The 16787-nt window shown below is 61.7% G+C and carries 18 protein-coding genes; 6 read left to right on the forward strand and 12 right to left on the reverse strand.

The window, feature by feature from the left end; all coding sequences use genetic code 11:
- Positions 1-172: 172 nt before the first annotated feature.
- Positions 173-1303, forward strand: a complete 1131-nt coding sequence (locus AC3WLT_RS03675; protein ID WP_492590638.1) for an alpha/beta fold hydrolase — start codon at positions 173-175, stop codon at positions 1301-1303.
- 443 nt (positions 1304-1746) lie between these two features.
- Here the strand turns inward: AC3WLT_RS03675 and AC3WLT_RS03680 are convergent, their stop codons facing one another.
- The 4 genes from AC3WLT_RS03680 to AC3WLT_RS03695 form a co-directional block, all read right to left on the reverse strand.
- Complete coding sequence (locus AC3WLT_RS03680; protein ID WP_492590565.1) at positions 1747-2184, reverse strand: hypothetical protein; 438 nt, start codon at positions 2182-2184, stop codon at positions 1747-1749.
- Positions 2185-2604: 420 nt separating this feature from the next.
- Complete coding sequence (locus AC3WLT_RS03685; protein ID WP_492590566.1) at positions 2605-3168, reverse strand: YggT family protein; 564 nt, start codon at positions 3166-3168, stop codon at positions 2605-2607.
- Positions 3169-3369: 201 nt separating this feature from the next.
- The gene (locus tag AC3WLT_RS03690) at positions 3370-3687 is read right to left on the reverse strand and encodes an EthD family reductase (protein WP_492590567.1); all 318 of its coding nucleotides are present in this window, start codon (positions 3685-3687) and stop codon (positions 3370-3372) included.
- A gap of 77 nt (positions 3688-3764) precedes the next feature.
- A complete protein-coding gene (locus AC3WLT_RS03695; protein ID WP_492590568.1) occupies positions 3765-4685 on the reverse strand; it encodes a Rossmann-like and DUF2520 domain-containing protein in 921 nt (306 codons plus the stop codon).
- Positions 4686-5456: 771 nt separating this feature from the next.
- On the opposite strand from AC3WLT_RS03695, the gene AC3WLT_RS03700 reads away from it, so the two are divergent.
- Positions 5457-5759, forward strand: coding sequence for a hypothetical protein (locus AC3WLT_RS03700; RefSeq protein WP_492590569.1), 303 nt, complete (start codon positions 5457-5459; stop codon positions 5757-5759).
- A gap of 229 nt (positions 5760-5988) precedes the next feature.
- A complete protein-coding gene (locus AC3WLT_RS03705) occupies positions 5989-6954 on the forward strand; it encodes a threo-3-hydroxy-L-aspartate ammonia-lyase (protein ID WP_492590570.1) in 966 nt (321 codons plus the stop codon).
- A gap of 102 nt (positions 6955-7056) precedes the next feature.
- On the opposite strand, the gene AC3WLT_RS03710 is transcribed toward AC3WLT_RS03705, so the two are convergent.
- Both AC3WLT_RS03710 and AC3WLT_RS03715 read right to left on the reverse strand, forming a co-directional pair.
- On the reverse strand, positions 7057-7740 hold the full coding sequence (locus AC3WLT_RS03710; RefSeq protein WP_492590571.1) for a LysE family translocator: 684 nt from the start codon (positions 7738-7740) through the stop codon (positions 7057-7059).
- Between the two features lie 54 nt (positions 7741-7794).
- A complete protein-coding gene (locus AC3WLT_RS03715) occupies positions 7795-9363 on the reverse strand; it encodes a UbiD family decarboxylase (RefSeq protein ID WP_492590572.1) in 1569 nt (522 codons plus the stop codon).
- Positions 9364-9976: 613 nt separating this feature from the next.
- Between AC3WLT_RS03715 and AC3WLT_RS03720 the strand changes: the two genes are divergently transcribed.
- Positions 9977-11155: a transglycosylase SLT domain-containing protein gene (locus AC3WLT_RS03720; RefSeq protein ID WP_492590573.1), complete on the forward strand. Its 1179-nt coding sequence runs from the start codon at positions 9977-9979 to the stop codon at positions 11153-11155.
- A gap of 106 nt (positions 11156-11261) precedes the next feature.
- On the opposite strand, the gene AC3WLT_RS03725 is transcribed toward AC3WLT_RS03720, so the two are convergent.
- The 4 genes from AC3WLT_RS03725 to ribBA form a co-directional block, all read right to left on the reverse strand.
- Entirely contained in the window at positions 11262-12458 is a 1197-nt protein-coding gene (locus tag AC3WLT_RS03725; RefSeq protein ID WP_492590574.1) for a pyridoxal phosphate-dependent aminotransferase, read from the reverse strand.
- Positions 12459-12636: 178 nt separating this feature from the next.
- Entirely contained in the window at positions 12637-13071 is a 435-nt protein-coding gene (gene nusB / locus AC3WLT_RS03730) for a transcription antitermination factor NusB (protein ID WP_492590575.1), read from the reverse strand.
- Entirely contained in the window at positions 13068-13574 is a 507-nt protein-coding gene (ribH, locus tag AC3WLT_RS03735) for a 6,7-dimethyl-8-ribityllumazine synthase (RefSeq protein WP_492590576.1), read from the reverse strand. Before ribH ends, nusB begins: the two co-directional genes overlap by 4 nt.
- Positions 13575-13623: 49 nt before the next feature.
- On the reverse strand, positions 13624-14760 hold the full coding sequence (ribBA, locus tag AC3WLT_RS03740; RefSeq protein ID WP_492590577.1) for a bifunctional 3,4-dihydroxy-2-butanone-4-phosphate synthase/GTP cyclohydrolase II: 1137 nt from the start codon (positions 14758-14760) through the stop codon (positions 13624-13626).
- Between the two features lie 281 nt (positions 14761-15041).
- On the opposite strand from ribBA, the gene AC3WLT_RS03745 reads away from it, so the two are divergent.
- Positions 15042-15185 (forward strand): hypothetical protein, encoded by a 144-nt coding sequence (locus AC3WLT_RS03745; protein ID WP_492590578.1) that lies wholly within the window; start codon positions 15042-15044, stop codon positions 15183-15185.
- 224 nt (positions 15186-15409) lie between these two features.
- Here the strand turns inward: AC3WLT_RS03745 and AC3WLT_RS03750 are convergent, their stop codons facing one another.
- Positions 15410-15931, reverse strand: a complete 522-nt coding sequence (locus tag AC3WLT_RS03750; RefSeq protein ID WP_492590579.1) for a GNAT family N-acetyltransferase — start codon at positions 15929-15931, stop codon at positions 15410-15412.
- A complete protein-coding gene (locus AC3WLT_RS03755) occupies positions 15931-16206 on the reverse strand; it encodes a type II toxin-antitoxin system TacA family antitoxin (protein WP_492590580.1) in 276 nt (91 codons plus the stop codon). Before AC3WLT_RS03755 ends, AC3WLT_RS03750 begins: the two co-directional genes overlap by 1 nt.
- Before the next feature lie 80 nt (positions 16207-16286).
- On the opposite strand from AC3WLT_RS03755, the gene AC3WLT_RS03760 reads away from it, so the two are divergent.
- A complete protein-coding gene (locus AC3WLT_RS03760) occupies positions 16287-16787 on the forward strand; it encodes a DUF6933 domain-containing protein (protein WP_492590581.1) in 501 nt (166 codons plus the stop codon).

Raw genomic sequence — 16787 nt, forward strand, 5'->3', positions numbered from 1 at the left:
TCATCCACCTAGCTTCAAGCCATCGGCGTCCCGACGAGCCGTCTTAGCGGTGGGCGCGGTCAGCCTCGTTGCGGCTTTAATTCGACCCGCCCGCGCAAACCTCGTAGGAGGAATTGATTTGACCACATCAACATATGGCGAGGGAACGCTTCCCAAGGGGGTCCGCTCGCGCATGATCCGTGGGGTCAACGGCCTCGATGTCCATATTCTCGAGGCCGGTTACGAAAGCCTCGGCCGGCCACTCGCGCTGCTTCTGCACGGGTTTCCCGATTTGGCTTACGGCTGGCGACACCTCATCCCAATTCTGGCGGACGCCGGCTACCATGTCGTGGCGCCCGACCAGCGGGGTTTTGGCCGCACCACCGGTTGGGTGAACGACTATGACGCCCAGCTAGCGCCCTTCAGCCTTTTGAATATGACGCGTGACGCCCTTGGATTGGTTTTGGCGTTGGGGTATCGGCGTACGGCAATGCTCGTCGGGCACGACCTCGGCTCGCCCGTGGCGGCCTATTGTGCGCTAGCCCGACCTGACGTCTTTCCCTCGGTGGTGCTGATGAGCGCACCGTTCCCCGGTCCGCCGACGCTTCCGTTCAACATTGCGGAAAGCGAGGTATCGTCGGTTCAACCGAACACTGGCAATCAAAAGTTAGCGGCCGCGCTGGCGGCGCTCGACCCGCCAAGAGAGTATTACCAGCAATACCTGAGCACACGGGAGGCGAACCATGACATGTGGCACCCCCCTCAAGGCTTACACGCGTTTCTTCGTGCATTTTTCTACGTCAAGAGCGCCGACTGGCCGGGTAATAAGCCGCATCCGTTGAAGGCGCTAACCGCCGCAGAACTTGCACAAATGCCCACCTATTACGTCATGGATCTCGGCAAGACGATGCCCGAGACCGTCGCTCCATTCCAACCTTCCTCCGCCGAGGTCCTGGCCAGCAAATGGCTCACCGAGCCGGAACTTGGGGTGTACACGGAGGAGTATGGCCGCACGGGGTTTCAAGGCGCCCTGCAGGCTTATCGCGTCTTTTCCGATCCTGACCTGAACGCTGAGTTGCGCCTGTTTTCGGGCAAGACGATCGATGTCCCGTCGCTCTTCATTGGCGGGAAGAGCGATTGGGGCACCTATTCGGCGCCGGGCGCGCTCGATCTTATGAGGACGAAGGCGACGACGAGAATGGGGGGCATCGAGCTGATCGACGGCGCCGGTCACTGGATCCAACAGGAGCAGCCTGTTCGGCTCAGCGAGCTCCTGCTCGCCTTCATCAAGGAGGTGGGCGGGGCGGATCACATCAGCGGGTAGGTCGGGGAATGCCTATCATTGCTCTTGAAAATATCGCCCGGCTTCCAGACCACCGTCCCGTCAGGTCCGTCACGTTTCAGTGAAGCGCTTTGGGTTGGATGGTCCAGGTCTGGCATTAGCTTCCGGCTCCGCTGCCCTCGATCGGGGAGTGACATGCTCCCCGATGTTGAACGACGTCTCGGGGCTAGATGCACTTAACGACCGAAAGACGTTCTACACCGGACACCTACTTCGCTTCGGTCCCGAGGACCGCAGTGGGTCGAACTGAGACGACTAGCCCAGCGAAGCACATACCTTCGCCATGTTGCCCAGGGAGCGACATCGCCCGGATAGTCTTCGCATGAACGATACCTCATGCCACGGCGATTTCTCGCCCCTTACTGCCGGTCAGATTCGTGATCTGTCCGCTGCCCTTCGCGACGTTTTCGGAAGCAACCTTAAGGTCACACCTCATCCTTGAACGGCCAGCGGTTCAGGAACGCCGTGAAGTCCCGCGGTTCGCTCTCAAACGTATCCTCGCAGACTGCCTGCAAGTCAGATTTCCCAAGTCCGCGCGTTTCCCAGCACCGGCCTGAACGAGTGATCCAGAAATAGCTTTGGATTATGTCATTGTCGGGTGCGATGGCAGCGTACGTTCGATCCAGCTTCCACCATCCGCCCGACTTGATTTCGGCGGTGGCACGGGCCTCTTTGCCCGACGCAAGATGGTCTTTGGAAAACTTAACTTGAATCGACGCCAGTTTTTCGCATGACTTGTCTGTTACAAGCAGATCAATACCGCTGTCCTTCGATGGCACCCAAACTCGATGATTCGGGAAAAGTGCTTCGATTTCGCACCCAACCAAATACTCGCCTGCATGGACCGTGAAAATGGGCCTCATCTGAAGACGCCTTGTAGTGTTTTGAGATGTAGGGGGCGTGTGCAAATCGACACTTCGCACGGCAATTGTGCCTCATTCGCCCGAAATGCTCGGGATTGTCGCGGGGCTGTGACTAATGTCGGTAGAGGCGATCGCGGTCGAAGCGCGGGAAGTGGATCAGCAGCTTTTGATATTTAGCGCTGGCGTGAAAACTGGCGTCGCCGTCAAACCCGCGTGACACGTGGTTTCCAATGGTGCCCGTTAGAAAACCACATCCAAAACCCGCATGAATAGTGGGTTTGCTCAAGCCGTTGCAGCTTGGGAAGCTAGGGTATTACCATTATACGACGCCCGCAGAGCGCACAATTTTACTCGGGAACGGGTGGTTTGCGCAAATCGCGTTGCCGCCACCCGTGTCCCTACGGCGCGCTAAACGCTTTTTCAGATCACGAAGTAAGTCAACTGAACGGCGGCGCGCGTCACCACCATCAACAGCACCTGCACGATCACGAACAGCAGAATCGGCGACAGGTCGATTCCGCCGAGTTGCGGCACCACGCGGCGCAGCGGATTCAGGAACGGCGCAGTGAGCTGGTACAGAATCGGCATGGCGGGCGAGCGCGGATTGAGCCACGACAGCAGCGCCATCAGGATTGTCAGCCAGATGATCAGGTTGAGCGCCCATTTGACGAGCGTCAGCACCGCGACGATCAGCAAGGTCGGCAACAGCGTGAGCGGATCGGCGCCGGTGAGCCACACCATCAGCACCACGTAGACGATCGCGGCGATCAGGGCCGCGACGATGCTCGCCCAGTCGAAATTGCGCGTACTCGGCAGGATGCGCCGCAGCGGCAGCACGATCCAATTGGTGGCTTGCAGCACCGCGTTCGTAACAGGGTTGTACGGCGGCATGCGCACGACCTGCAGCCATGCGCGCAGCAGCAGCGCGGCGCCGAACAGCGTAAAAACGGTATTGAGCAGAAAACGGGCGATATCGCCAAACATCTCGTGTCCTTATCCTTCTGAGACGGCCGTCGATCGGCCGCGGGGTGCTGGCGCTGACCAATCGGCGCGCCGGCAGGTTCATTGGGCTTTCATGCGCCGTGTCCGCAGGGCGGCGTGTCCCAAGTGGCGCGGTGAAGCGATTGCGTGGTGTTCGGTGTTCAGTGTTCAGTGTTCAGGCAAACCAGACCGTCGAGCCGTGAATTACCGCGAAATCTTGATCTCGCTGATCAGAATCGTGCCGTTGCCGCCGTTGGTGTAATTGGGGAGGTCGGCGACCAACTGTTCCGAAGCCGGCTTGAAGACCTTGTAGAAGTCGTCCAGGCTGTCGAACAGGAAATGTCCTGCCGCGACATACGGCGGGGGCGTACCCGGCCCGGCGTTGATGCCGACGTCGACCGACCAACCCTTGAGCGACGGCCCAAACAGCCTGGCCGCAAGCGGCATGTGCGTGACGCAGTAATAGTCCACGTCGAAGTGGCCGTTTTCCCGGTATGGATAGAGGATGCTGACCTTGATCATTGTGCGTTCTCGTCTGTTGGTCCCGATGCGCGGCGCTGGCGGATTGCGCGCGGCGCCGGTCGTCACATTATCACGGCTTACTTGACGCTTGCACCTGCTGCAGCCTGATTCAGCGAACGGCTGAGAGATTCTTCGACGGCCTCGGCGATCACGTCGATCGCGGCAGGCGGCGTGGCGCGCCGCTCGGCCAGTCCCACGGCGCGCCGCGACAGCAAACCGTACAACGCGGCATGATCGCCGCCCAGACCTTCCAGCAGCGCCAACTGCTTTTCCACGACGCTGGTGTCGCCGCGCGACACCGGACCCGCCAGCGCGTTGGGCAGGCCCTTGTCGCGAGCGGTTTCGATGGTGCCGGCCAGCATCGGCAACAGGGCGCGCAGCGCGTCGTCTTCTGCAAAGCCCAGCGTGCGCCACAGCGCCACACATTCGGCGAGGCTGCACAGCGCGAAACTGGCCGCGTAGTGCGCGGCGGCGTGATATAGCATGCGCCCGCCCGCCGGGATCGATAGCGGATGGCAGCGCAACGCGACGGCCAGCGCCGTCAGCGCTTCCTTGAGCGCGCCGTCGGCCTCGATCGTGACCGAGCAGCCGGCGATGCGTTCGAGGTCGGCGAGATCGCCGCTAAACAGGTACAGTGGATGAAATCCGCCGATCGCCGCGCCCTGGTCGCGCGCCGGCGTCAGCAATTCGACCGGCGAAGCGCCGCTGCAATGCACGAGTGCTTTGGCGGGCGAGGCGAAACGCAATGTGTGTGCTGTCGTACCGATACTGTCATCGGGAACGGCTAAAAAGATGATATCGGCGGCGTCGACGGCCTGTTGCGGATCGTCGAATGCCGCGCAATGCTGGATTTGACTGGCGAGCCGGTTGGCCGAGGCTGCCGTGCGGCTCGCCACCGCCGTGACCGGATAGCCGGCGCGAGAGAAGCCGTGCGCGAGACATCGCGCGAGCCGGCCCGCACCGATGAAACCGAGACGCGGCAGAGAGGGCTGGGACATCATGGTTGCCTGCTCCTGACGGGACATGCGAAACGGGAAAGCTGAAGTATCGCGCATCTGCCCGCCCGCGGCGCGGCCCGGCGACCGCTTTCCTCAGATCAGTTTGCGTGCGATATGGCGCGCCCGGCCGGTCATCCGGCGGTGCGCGCCCCGCAGGCTCAAAAACTGCTCACAATTTCCTGATGATCCGGTTTGGCCGTTGCAGTTCTGGGTTTTTCGTCTCGCAGTCAGATTCGGGAGGTAATGATGAATATTTTTTCTTACCGAAAGCACTTGCGGTTCTTGACGCATTCGCAGCGCCGTCGCTGGTGGGATCAGAAGAAGCGCTTGACGCCTCGCGTGCGCATTAGCGGCGCATACGTCCCACCCAACGTCTCCAGAGAATTCGCCTATGTGAAAGTAGGCTGAAAGCTTCGCCCGCTCGAAGGTAAGAAATGCCCGGTGCGCTTGCGCCGGGCATTTTTTTATGTGGGCCGTCAGGATTGAAGCTAATTTGTAATCAAAGATTACTGACAAGTCAGTGCATTGCGCGCCGAGACCCGTAAGGCTGCCCTGTTTCTCCCCGTTGGACCCGCCTGACTCCTTGGTTTTCAGCCCTCTACGCCGCCAGATTGCGCCGCGTCATACGAACGCCGTTTGCGACCCATTGCCACCGATTGCAATTTGCAACAAATGTGAACAGATACTCGCTGACTTTTTCGATACATTGATTTTGTAGCATGCAAAGCATGCAAGTCGGCGACCTCAGTGGGCCGCGCCAGGAGAATAGAAGTGAAAAAGATCATTCCGTTTGTCGTTGCCGCAGCACTTGGTATGGGGCTCGCCACTGCTGCTCAGGCGCATGTTTCTGTCGGTATCGGTATCGGCATTCCAATCGCGCCGGCTTATCCGGTTTATGCCGCGCCGCCGCCGGTCTATTACGCGCCGCCGCCTCCGCCGGTGGTTTACGCTCCGCCGGTCTATTACGCGCCGCCGCCTGTGGTCGTGGGTGGTTATTACGGCTATGGCGGTCCTTACTACCACCGTGGCTATTACGGCCGCGGTTATTACGGGCATGGTTACTATCGTCGCTAATCACATGCAGCACAGTGGTTCGTGCTCCAACAGCTCCTGTAACGTAGCCTGTTGATTGTTCGTGAGTTGCTGACGGCGTAACGCCGGCTTGATCGCCGAGTTACGCCGTTTGTGTTTTGCCACGCCGCTTCAGTCCTGCTGGCTGAAGGCCGTCGCAGCAGTAACATTCCAAAGCGTTGTCGAAGCTGGGAGAATGGCTGTTTAGCCACCGCTCTGGAGAGTTTCGCCGATGCAAGCGCTTCCAACACCCACTTTCGACGACGTACTCGACGCCGCTGCGCGTCTCGAAGGGGTCGCACACCGCACCCCCGTTCTGACGTCGAGCACTTTCAATGAGCGCACGGGCGCGTCGGTGTTCTTCAAGTGTGAAAATTTTCAGCGCATGGGCGCGTTCAAGTTTCGCGGCGCCTACAACGCGATTTCGCATTTCGATGCAGAGCAGCGCGCAGCAGGTGTGCTGACGTATTCGTCGGGCAATCATGCGCAGGCGATTGCCTTGTCGGCGCGCCTCGCTGGCATCCGCGCGACGATCATCATGCCGCATGACGCGCCCGCCGCCAAAGTCGCCGCGACCAAGGGCTACGGCGGTGAAGTGATCAGTTACGACCGCTACACGGAGAGTCGCGAAGAGATCGGCCGGCGGCTCGCCGAAGAGCGCGGCATGACGCTGATTCCGCCGTACGACCATTCGCACGTGATCGCGGGGCAGGGCACAGCGGTCAAGGAACTGATCGAAGAAACCGGACCGCTCGACATGCTGTTCGTTTGCCTCGGCGGTGGCGGGCTGATTGGCGGCAGCGCGTTGTCGGCGGCGGCGTTGAGCCCGGCGTGCACGGTGATCGGTATCGAGCCCGAAGCAGGCAACGACGGCCAGCAGTCGCTCGCGCGCGGCGAGATCGTGCATATCGATGCGCCGCGCACGATCGCAGACGGCGCCGCCTCCACCCACCTCGGCGACTACACGTTCGCGATCATCCGGAAGCTGGTCGCGCGAATCGAAACGGTCAGCGACGAACAGTTGGTCGAGACGATGCGCTTTTTCGCGCAGCGCATGAAGATCGTGGTCGAGCCGACGGGCTGCCTGGCCGCGGCAGCAGTGCTCAACGGCATCGTGCCGGTGAAGGGCAAGCGGGTGGGCGTGGTGGTGAGCGGCGGCAACGTCGATCTGGCGAAGCTGGCGCAGTATCTCGCTTGATAGGCGGCTGATAGGCGCGTGATATGCGCTGATGCGTATCATGCCGCGGCTTTGGAATGCTCTGGAGCAACGGAAGACGGCTCGCCGATGCGAGCCGTTTTCTTAGCTTGCCGCGTGCGCGGTTTGCACGATCAGATCGCGATACCCGTTGACGATCACGCTATACGAGAAGTAGGCGAACAATAGTGCCGACAACACGTGACAGGCGCGCAGCAGGCCGGTGCCGGCGCGTTTGCGTCCGTGGCTGCCGAGTCCGCAGATAAAGATCGTCCAGCACAGGCCGCCGAGAAAAAAGCCGCCGAGGAACACCGGCGCAGTGGTCACGCTGGTCGCACCGGCTTTCGCGATCAGCGCGCCGCCGACTGCCGCGAACCACAGAATCGCCGACGGCGACGATACCGCCAGCAACACGCCGCGCAGAAACCCGCGCCACGCGGACAGATGTGGCGCATTCGCATCTGCATCCGCCTCGCCCGCAACCGGCGGCGCCGATGCCTGGAACATGGCTTCGCGCGCCATCTTCCAGGTGAGGAAGAGCAGAATCGCGGCGCCGCCGATCCACACAACCCAGCGTACCGACTCGAACTGCAACAGCGCCGCCATGCCCGCGAGCGCGAGCGCCGCGTAGATCAGATCGCCGACACAGGAACCGAGACCCAGCCAGAAGCCCGGTTTGAATCCATGCGACAGCGTTAGCGAAATCATCGCGACGTTGACGAGACCGATATCCAGACACAACGACAACGACAGAAAAAAACCGTCCGACATCATTGAAAAGGCGTGCATTCGCGCAACTGCTCCATCAGTTCTTGTTATTCAGATTTGTTTTGCAGGTTCGCTTTACAGGCCCAGCTCGTTCCAAAGCGTGTCGATGCGTTGTTTGACCGCGTCGTCCATCGCGATCGGGCGGCCCCATTCGCGATCGGTTTCGCCGGGCCATTTGTTGGTGGCGTCGAGTCCCATCTTCGAACCGAGACCCGCCACCGGCGATGCGAAATCCAGATAGTCGATCGGCGTGCGATCGACCAGCACGGTGTCGCGCGCCGGATCGATACGCGTGGTGATTGCCCAGATCACTTCCTTCCAGTCGCGAATATTCACGTCCTCGTCGACCACGACGATGAACTTCGTGTACATGAATTGCCGCAGGAAGCTCCACACGCCGAACATCACCCGTTTGGCGTGGCCGGGGTAGCTCTTTTTCATCTGCACGATCGCCATCCGGTAGCTGCATCCTTCGGGCGGCAGATAGAAATCGGTGATTTCGGTGAACTGCTTCTGCAACAGCGGCACGAACACTTCGTTGAGCGCGACGCCGAGCACGGCGGGTTCGTCGGGCGGCTTGCCGGTATAGGTGGAGTGATAGATCGCGTCGCGCCGCATCGTAATGCGCTCGACCGTGAAGACGGGGAACCACTCCTGTTCGTTGTAGTAGCCAGTGTGGTCGCCGTATGGGCCTTCCAGCGCATGCTCATAGGCGGCCGAGGCGCCCTTGGCCGGACGCGGCGGCGCGCCGGCCGGGGCTGGCGAGGGCGCACCTTCCTGCGGATAGATGAAGCCTTCGAGCACGATCTCGGCGCGCGCCGGCACCTGCAAGGTATCGACGCCCGGCGTGATGCATTTGGCGAGCTCGGTGCGCCCGCCGCGCAGCAGCCCGGCGAACTGATATTCGGAGAGCGTGTCGGGCACCGGTGTGACCGCCCCGAGGATGGTCGCCGGATCGGCTCCGAGCACGACTGCGACCGGGTAAGGTTTGCCCGGATTCTGTAGCGCGAACTCGCGGAAATCGAGCGCGCCGCCCCGATGGGCGAGCCACCGCATGATCAGTTTGTTACGCCCGATCAGTTGCTGGCGGTAGATGCCCAGATTTTGGCGGCTCTTATTCGGGCCCTTTGTGACCGTCAGGCCCCACGTGATCAGCGGTCCTGCATCGCCCGGCCAGCAGGTCTGAATCGGCAGTTTCGCGAGGTCGACGTCGTTGCCTTCCCAGACGATTTCCTGGCAGGGCGGCGCACTCACTGTTTTCGGCGCCATGTCCCAAACGGCCTTTGCGAGCGAGAACAGTTTGCCGGCATCCTTGATCCCTTTGGGCGGCTCCGGTTCCTTCAGCGCCGACAGCAGACGGCCGACGTCGCGCAGCGACTCCAGCGCGGCGCCATCCCCTTCACCGGCTTGCGCGTCGATACCCATGCCGAGCGCGACGCGGCGCGGTGTGCCGAACAGGTTGCCGAGGACCGGGAACGCATGCTCCTGCTTGCTCTCAAACAACAAGGCCGGACCGCCGGCGCGTAGCACGCGATCGCACAGTTCGGTCATTTCCAGGATTGGCGAGACGTTTTGCGGGATACGGCGCAGTTCACCGATCGCCTCGAGACGGCCGACGAAGTCGCGCAGGTCTTTGTATTTCATCTGGTCCGGTTCAGTGCCGCGCGAGCGGCTGGAGTGAAGAGCGAGCGCGGCAGGGCTTTGCGGCGCCAAAACGGTTGTCGATTTTACCTGTGTTGACCGACGCACGTAGATCGACCAAATGGTCTAACTGGCAGGGAGGAATCGAGATAGCTGAAGAGCCGCGCACCGCGCGGTTTTCCACGCGATGAACACTGTTCATTATTACAATTAGTTATACTTTTGCCTATCCATAGTGTTGACGATCTATAAAACCCTGCATAGAATCCGTCCACATTGGTTGCAGGGCGTGAACCTTTTTACCACCGCCCCTAGTCCCTTCAGACGCAACGCGTCACCGTTTACCGCTCCCCCTGCACGGTATTTGACGGCCTTAATGAAGTCCTCGCCAGCGTCAACTGACGCTGGTTTTTCGCGTGGGAGCCTCCGCCTGCATGTTTTCCTGGCATGCCGCCGGCCTCTTTGCAAGATGGCTCCCCACAAACGGTATTTGCCGTTTTCCCGACGTCGCTGCTGCCCTAACCAGACAGAGCGCGCGATGTCTTGACTCTGCGAATGTGCGGTACCGCCTGTTGCAGCGGCGGAGTTCGCGGATCATGCAACATGGGAGATCTGAATGAACGCCTGGTTATCGTGGCGTCCCGATGAGCGCATCGCGCAAGTTGTGCGCGGTGCGTTGCGTCATGGGACGCGAATGAGTCATCACCTGTTCAGCATCGTCGGCGGTTTCGCCGTCGTGCTGGCACTCGCGCTGTGGCTGATGCCGGCTTGGCGCGGCACACTCGCCGCCAAGTTGATGCCGGTCATTTCGGCCGCTGTGCAAGCCGGTCCTGCCCGTCTGCTGCAGGGCAATCCGCTGCCGGCTTTCGGACCGCCCAACCGCGCGTCCTCCGACGACTCGCTGTCCGCGAATTCGACCAGCAACGAAGCCGCTAGCGGCTCGAACAACGGCAACAATGGCGTCGCCGTCAGCAATACCAGCTTCGACGGCGCTTTCGACGGCAGCGGCACGGCCGGTATGGGTGTGGCTGCACTGAACGGGCTCGACCCGCGCACCATGCAGAGCGTCAGCGCGCTGGCGCGGCTGATTCCGCAGCAGCGCGTCTCGGCCGACGCACGCGACGATCGCGTGCTGATATCGAGCCGTGAGCAGAATCTGGTTTCGTCGTACCTCGCGCGGCGTTATCGCGTCGCTCAGGAGCCGGTCAGCGAACTCGTGAAAGCGGCGTTCGACACTGGCCGCGAAGTCGGTCTCGATCCGCTCCTGCTGCTGTCCGTGATGGCGATCGAATCGGGCTTCAACCCGTATGCCGAGAGCGGCGTAGGCGCGCAGGGCCTGATGCAGGTGATGTCCAAGGTGCATTCGGACAAATTCCAGTATTTCGGCGGCCAGAGCGCGGCGCTGGAGCCGCTCGCGAACATCAAGGTGGGCGCGCTGGTGCTGAAGGATTGCATCGCACGCGGCGGTTCGCTGCCGGGCGGTTTGCGTCTGTACGTTGGCTCGACCTCGCAGGACGACGGCGGCTACGGCGCCAAGGTCATGGCCGAGCGTGGCCGTCTGCGCGATGTGGCGCGTGGCCGCAAGGTGCCGATCAACGCGCCGCAGGCGCCGGCTCTGACCGCATCGACCACGGCGACGGCTGCGGCGGGTAACGGCAAGCGCGTGCAGGTAACCCTCGATAACAGCCATGCGCTGAGCGCGGCAACGCCGGTGAAGGCGCCGGCTTCCGAGCAGGACGACGCCAGCTCCAATGCTCCGAAGCATGTGGCGTCGGCGTCGGAGTTAGGCGCTTGAGGTTGTTGACCCGATTGGCGTGACGCGAGAGCGGCTGCAATAAAAAAGGACACCCCCGGGCGTAATGCCGTTCAGTTAAGCGACTGAACGGCATTTTTGCGTTCGGTCAATGCCGCCCGAACAGCTTCGCCAACCGCTCGACCGCCTCTTCCAGCTTCGGATAGGCGGTGGCATACGAGAGCCGGATGTACTCCTTCGGCGCATGCGTGCCGAAGTCCATGCCCGGCACCAGTACCACGCCCGCATCGTGCAGCATGGCCTTGGTCAGCGCGGCGCTGTCGCCGGCGGCAGTGTGCGCGACAGTCCTGCAATCGGCATACACGTAGAACGCGCCGTCAGGCATGACCGGCACCGAGAAGCCCAGCGATTCCAGCGCCGGCGCAATGAAGTCGCGGCGGCGTTTGAATTCGAGGCGGCGCGCTTCATAGATCGCGATCGTTTGCGGTTCGAAACAGGCGAGCGCCGCGTGCTGCGCAAGCGCTGACGCGCAGATGAACAGATTCTGCGCGAGCTTTTCGAATGCGCCGACCATCGCCGGCGGCACCACCAGCCAGCCCAAACGCCAGCCGGTCATGTTGAAGTACTTCGAGAAGCTGTTGACGGTGATGACGTCGTCGCCGAAGGACAGCGCCGAGACGGGTTTCGCGTCGTAGCTCAGGCCCTGGTAGATTTCATCGACGATCGTAAAGCCGCCGCGTGCGCGTACGGCCTTGACGATGCGCTCGAGTTCGGCCGGTTCGATCGAGGTGCCTGTGGGGTTCGACGGCGACGCCAGCAGCACGCCTCGGGTGCGCTCGTTCCACAGACGCCCGACATCGGCTGCGGTCAGCTGGAAACGTTCGGCCGGGCCGCTCGGCACCATCACCGGCTTACCTTCGGCGGCGATCACGAAATGCCGGTTGCACGGATAGCACGGGTCGGGCATCAGCACTTCGTCGTCGCGATCGACCAGCGCCGCGCATGCCAGCAGCAACGCAGCTGACGCCCCCGCCGTGACGACGATCCGCGCCGGATCGACGCTGACGCCGTAGACTTCGGCGTAATGCGCCGAAATCGCTTCGCGCAGCGCGTGGATGCCGAGGGCATTGGTGTATTGCGTGACGCCGCGGCGCAGTGCGCTGGCGGCTGCCTCGATGACCGGCTCGGGCGCGGTGAAATCGGGTTCGCCGATTCCCATGTGAATGATGTCGCGCCCATCGCGCTCGAGCAGCGCGGCTTCCTTGGCCAGTTCCATCACGTAGAAAGGCTGGATGGCGTCGACGCGGGCAGCGAGCCGCACCAAGGGTTCGGTCACGGAATTCATACGATCAAATCCAGTTCAGAGGCAAAAGCGGGACGGCGCGCGGCGCATGCATTCAGGCACGCAGCGGCGTCCTTGCGAGCAGCCGGTGTTCGGCGCTTTGGCCTTCAACCCGGCGTTCGGGCAGCCAGCTGCGCGCTCCGGCGTTGCCGACGAGGCGCATGGTTCATGCGCCTCACGCTCAACGCTTGCGGGCCGCCTGCGTTTCGGCGACGCGCAGTTGCGCCGACAGCTTGTCCAGCACGCCATTTACGTACTTATAGCCGTCCGCGCCGCCAAACGTCTTGGCGAGCTCGACCGCTTCGTTGATGACCACGCGATAGGGGATGTCGACGTGATTCTTCAACTCGAACGCGGCGACCAGCAGCACCGCGCGTTCGACCGGCGAAAGCTGGTCGATCGGGCGGTCGAGGCACGGCGCGATATCGGCGGACAATGCCTCCGAATCGCGGATCACGCCGTGCAGGATGGCGTCCAGATGTTCGTGGTCGGCCTTGTCGAAACCTTGCGCGCCGCGCAGTTGCGCGTCGATTTCACCGCCGGGCGAGCCCGACAGCAGCCACTGGTAAAGCCCCTGCGTGGCCAGTTCGCGGGACCGTCGGCGTGCGCTCTTCATGCCTCTTCCTCTTCTTCGTCTTCTGCCTCGTCGTCGCCGCCGAGTTGTTCGAGCGCGACGGCGAGATTCGCCATTTCGACAGCCACGCGCGCGGCGTCACGGCCTTTCTCCGTCATACGCGCGACGGCTTGCTCGTCAGTTTCGGTGGTCAGCACGGCGTTCGCGACCGGGATGCCGAAGTCGAGGCCGATACGCGTGATGCCCGCGCCGCTTTCATTCGACACCAGTTCGAAGTGGTACGTCTCGCCGCGAATCACCGCGCCCAGCGCGATCAGCGCGTCGAATTGCGCGCTTTCGGCGAGCTTTTGCAGCGCCAACGGGAGTTCCAGCGCGCCCGGCACGGTGACCAGCAGCACGTCTTCGCCGGTGACGCCGAGGCGTTCGAGTTCTTCGATGCAAGAATCGGCGAGGCCGTTGCAAACGGGTTCGTTAAAACGCGCCTGGACGATGCCGATGCGCAGTCCGTCACCGTCGAGATTCGGTTGGTATTGTCCGATTTCCATGTGAAGTCCGTAGTGTTTTGAGTAAGCGCTGAGCGCGTGATTGGTCGGATCAGCCTTGATGCGTTACCTGTGCGGCGCTACCCGGCATCGGCACGAAGCCGGTGACTTCGAGACCGTAACCTGACATGCTGCCCAGCTTGCGCGGGTTCGACAGCACCTGCATCTTGCCGACACCGAGTTCGCGCAGAATCTGCGCGCCGATACCGTAAGTCTTGAAGTCGACCGGCCGGCGCTTGAGCGCCTCGGCTTTTTCTTTCGAGTCGAAGGCTTTGAAAACGTCGATCAGATGGTCCTTCGAATCGCCGCAGTTCAGCAGCACGATCACGCCGAGGTCGCGCCGGGCGATTTCCTTCATTGCCGCATCCAGCGTCCACGAGTGGGTGGATTCGCTGACTTCGAGCAGATCCAGCACCGACAGCGGTTCGTGCACGCGCACCGGCGTGTCCTGTTCAGGCTTCGGCGTGCCGCGCACCAGTGCGATATGCGGCTGGCCGCTCGGCTGGTCGAGGTACATCACCGCGCGAAACGCGCCGTGCGCGGTTTGCATGGTGCGCTCGCAAATGCGCTCGACGATCGATTCGGTGCGGCTACGGTAGTGGATCAGATCCGCGATGGTGCCGATTTTCAGGCCGTGCTCTTTGGCGAATTCCAACAGGTCCGGCAGGCGCGCCATCGTGCCGTCGTCCTTGATGACTTCGCAGATCACCGCGGCCGGCGTGAGGCCCGCCAGCGCGGTGAGGTCGCAGCCGGCCTCGGTGTGGCCGGCGCGCACCAGCACGCCGCCGGGTTGCGCCATGATCGGGAACACGTGGCCCGGCTGCACGATATGTTCGGCTTTCGCGTCCGGCGCAACCGCCGTGGCGATCGTGCGGGCGCGGTCTGCCGCTGAGATGCCGGTGGTCACGCCTTCGGCTGCTTCGATGCTGACGGTGAACGCCGTGCCGTACTGAGTGCCGTTGCGGTAGGTCATCAGCGGCAGGTTCAGCAGCTTGCAGCGCTCCTGCGTGAGCGTGAGGCAGATCAAGCCGCGACCGTAGCGGGCCATGAAATTGATCGCTTCCGGTGTGACGAATTCGGCGGCGATCACGAGGTCGCCCTCGTTTTCGCGATCTTCTTCGTCGACGAGGATCACCATCCGGCCTGCTTTCAGTTCGGCAATGATCTCTGGAGTGGAGGCGAGCGTCATGTTGGCGAGATTTTCGGGAAAGCGCGTATTTTACGCCACGCGCGCTCTCAAGTCGCCTGCGACGGATGGCATAGGCCGTTTGGCCGACTGGCGGCGGCTCGCAGCCGCCTGTATGCTCGATAAAACGATGGGCGCATGAGCGGGGTGGGCGGCAGGGCGCCGCTTAGCCCCCGCGCGGCAGGGGTTACCCCGGAATCATTTCGGCGCGTTCAGCATGCGCTCCACATACCGCGCGATTACGTTGAGTCTGGCCGGGTGTCGTGGCAGTGTCGCAGAAGGCCATGTTTCTGTCCCCCCTTGCCGACAACGGCTATCGGCTGAAGTTTGATCCCGCGGACGCGGTCAGGACCATGGAAATGGTTGCTGCTGGCGCGCTCGAAGAAGCTGCGCTAGCGGAGTGGTTCCGGCAGCGGATCGCCGACTAAGGCTACGACGATTAAACCCAAAACTCGGCCTGGTTCAACGAGTTACGAGCGTCCTGTCGGTGACGCCGCCGATAGCATTCGTTCGACGTAGCGCGCAATTGTATTGAGTTCGGCCGGAGACGCTTGTCCCGCAAGGCGTGCGATTCGGCAGTGTGCGCGTATACCGTCAGAGATACCGTCATGTCACGCGGACTGTAGCGAGACGTCGATAGACGATGACGTATCTACTTCTGTTCGCCTGATACGGCAGGCACGAGTAGTCGACGTGCGTCCTTGAGCAACAGAAGCAATTGCTGTTCTTGCGCCGGTGAAGCTTCAAACCCGAAACGCAAATAGAAGCGTGCTGCATCCTCATCGATCGGGTGTGTCAGCAATGCACGAACGCCAGCTTGTTCGGCGATAGCCACGGTACGCCGGATTGCATCTTGCAGCATGCCAATCCCGACTCCACGCCCATGGTCCTGCATTGCTACCGCCAGCCGAGCCAGAATGACAACAGGGATTGGATAGGCTCCCATCCCTTTGCGTACCCGATCGGGCGCCTCAAAAGTATCGATCTGCCCTACAGCTAGGCTGTAGTATCCAACTAGGCGCTGATCTTCGGTAACGACGTAGGTCTTGGCCGAACCGCTGGCTTGAGCCTGCCGCGCATGGCGCAGCAGCCAGTCATTCAGGCCGGGCTTGCCGCAATCGAAGCCTTCCAACACATGGCTGCCGTCTAACGCTTGCAGTGGGGACAGCGGCATCAGCTCTCCCAAGGTGCCGTTCGGGAGAACAACTCCTTTAAGCCCGCATTGTCTTGGGTCGGGCGATCGAGCATGTCAAGCAGCGCTTTCGATTGGCTTTCGGTCACAAGGAACAAACGCTGGTCAAGCAGGGTTCGTTCGGCAACCTGACAGGCGCTGTCGAGAATGAAATCGGTCATTGATTTGTGCGCGATCTCGGCTGCGCGGCGCAGCACCGCTTCCTGCTGCGGCGTGGCTCGCAAACCCAGACGGGCGGAACGGGTAGAGGTGCTCATGAGAGATTCTCCTTCAGATGTACGTCATGTTAGCACAATAGGCGTACATTCTGGCTGATACAAGATCCGTCCCTTTTTTCATGCTATACCTTTACTGTACTCAAAAGCTGCTCAAGCGTCTGAAACCCAAAGTGATCGAGGTCGGAGGCAGCACCACGAAGCTTGGCAACTGGTATGCAACCGTTTTGCCATGGAAGCCGCAGATTGCGATGCTTGTGAATGAACGAACGCTACTGCCGGTGCTGATGCCTTTGGCTCCGGCGGCTAACCTGGCGGCCAGGTTCCCTGGGGCTCTGGTAGATATACTCGCCGCCCACGGCGTACCGCGCCCATTTATCGACTCGGAAGTGTCTCAAATGCAGGTCGTCAAATACGCGAGGACGCAAAATCGCAGTGTTGTCGGCATCATGACGCAGTTCGCATATCTCGCCGAAGCACACCGTGCCTACGACAAACCGAACGAACTCATCGCGCTGTCGCTAAAACTGGCGCGCACACCATGTAGCCCGCTTTACAAGGGGCCGGTGTCTCCAGAGGGGGCATTGAAAGAGCTGACGAGCGATGGGGGAGCGGTCGCCTGA

The organism is Paraburkholderia sp. FW306-2-2C-D06C, assembly GCF_058781505.1.

What these genes read in the sequence shown, in the direction of transcription:
- AC3WLT_RS03675 (WP_492590638.1), top strand. Translation starts at nt 173, where the DNA reads ATGATCCGTGGGGTCAACGGCCTCGATGTCCATATTCTCGAGGCCGGT.
- AC3WLT_RS03680 (WP_492590565.1), bottom strand. Translation starts at nt 2,184, where the DNA reads ATGAGGCCCATTTTCACGGTCCATGCAGGCGAGTATTTGGTTGGGTGC.
- AC3WLT_RS03685 (WP_492590566.1), bottom strand. Translation starts at nt 3,168, where the DNA reads ATGTTTGGCGATATCGCCCGTTTTCTGCTCAATACCGTTTTTACGCTG.
- AC3WLT_RS03690 (WP_492590567.1), bottom strand. Translation starts at nt 3,687, where the DNA reads ATGATCAAGGTCAGCATCCTCTATCCATACCGGGAAAACGGCCACTTC.
- AC3WLT_RS03695 (WP_492590568.1), bottom strand. Translation starts at nt 4,685, where the DNA reads ATGTCCCAGCCCTCTCTGCCGCGTCTCGGTTTCATCGGTGCGGGCCGG.
- AC3WLT_RS03705 (WP_492590570.1), top strand. Translation starts at nt 5,989, where the DNA reads ATGCAAGCGCTTCCAACACCCACTTTCGACGACGTACTCGACGCCGCT.
- AC3WLT_RS03710 (WP_492590571.1), bottom strand. Translation starts at nt 7,740, where the DNA reads ATGCACGCCTTTTCAATGATGTCGGACGGTTTTTTTCTGTCGTTGTCG.
- AC3WLT_RS03715 (WP_492590572.1), bottom strand. Translation starts at nt 9,363, where the DNA reads ATGAAATACAAAGACCTGCGCGACTTCGTCGGCCGTCTCGAGGCGATC.
- AC3WLT_RS03720 (WP_492590573.1), top strand. Translation starts at nt 9,977, where the DNA reads ATGAACGCCTGGTTATCGTGGCGTCCCGATGAGCGCATCGCGCAAGTT.
- AC3WLT_RS03725 (WP_492590574.1), bottom strand. Translation starts at nt 12,458, where the DNA reads ATGAATTCCGTGACCGAACCCTTGGTGCGGCTCGCTGCCCGCGTCGAC.
- nusB (WP_492590575.1), bottom strand. Translation starts at nt 13,071, where the DNA reads ATGAAGAGCGCACGCCGACGGTCCCGCGAACTGGCCACGCAGGGGCTT.
- ribH (WP_492590576.1), bottom strand. Translation starts at nt 13,574, where the DNA reads ATGGAAATCGGACAATACCAACCGAATCTCGACGGTGACGGACTGCGC.
- ribBA (WP_492590577.1), bottom strand. Translation starts at nt 14,760, where the DNA reads ATGACGCTCGCCTCCACTCCAGAGATCATTGCCGAACTGAAAGCAGGC.
- AC3WLT_RS03745 (WP_492590578.1), top strand. Translation starts at nt 15,042, where the DNA reads ATGTTTCTGTCCCCCCTTGCCGACAACGGCTATCGGCTGAAGTTTGAT.
- AC3WLT_RS03750 (WP_492590579.1), bottom strand. Translation starts at nt 15,931, where the DNA reads ATGCCGCTGTCCCCACTGCAAGCGTTAGACGGCAGCCATGTGTTGGAA.
- AC3WLT_RS03755 (WP_492590580.1), bottom strand. Translation starts at nt 16,206, where the DNA reads ATGAGCACCTCTACCCGTTCCGCCCGTCTGGGTTTGCGAGCCACGCCG.
- AC3WLT_RS03760 (WP_492590581.1), top strand. Translation starts at nt 16,287, where the DNA reads ATGCTATACCTTTACTGTACTCAAAAGCTGCTCAAGCGTCTGAAACCC.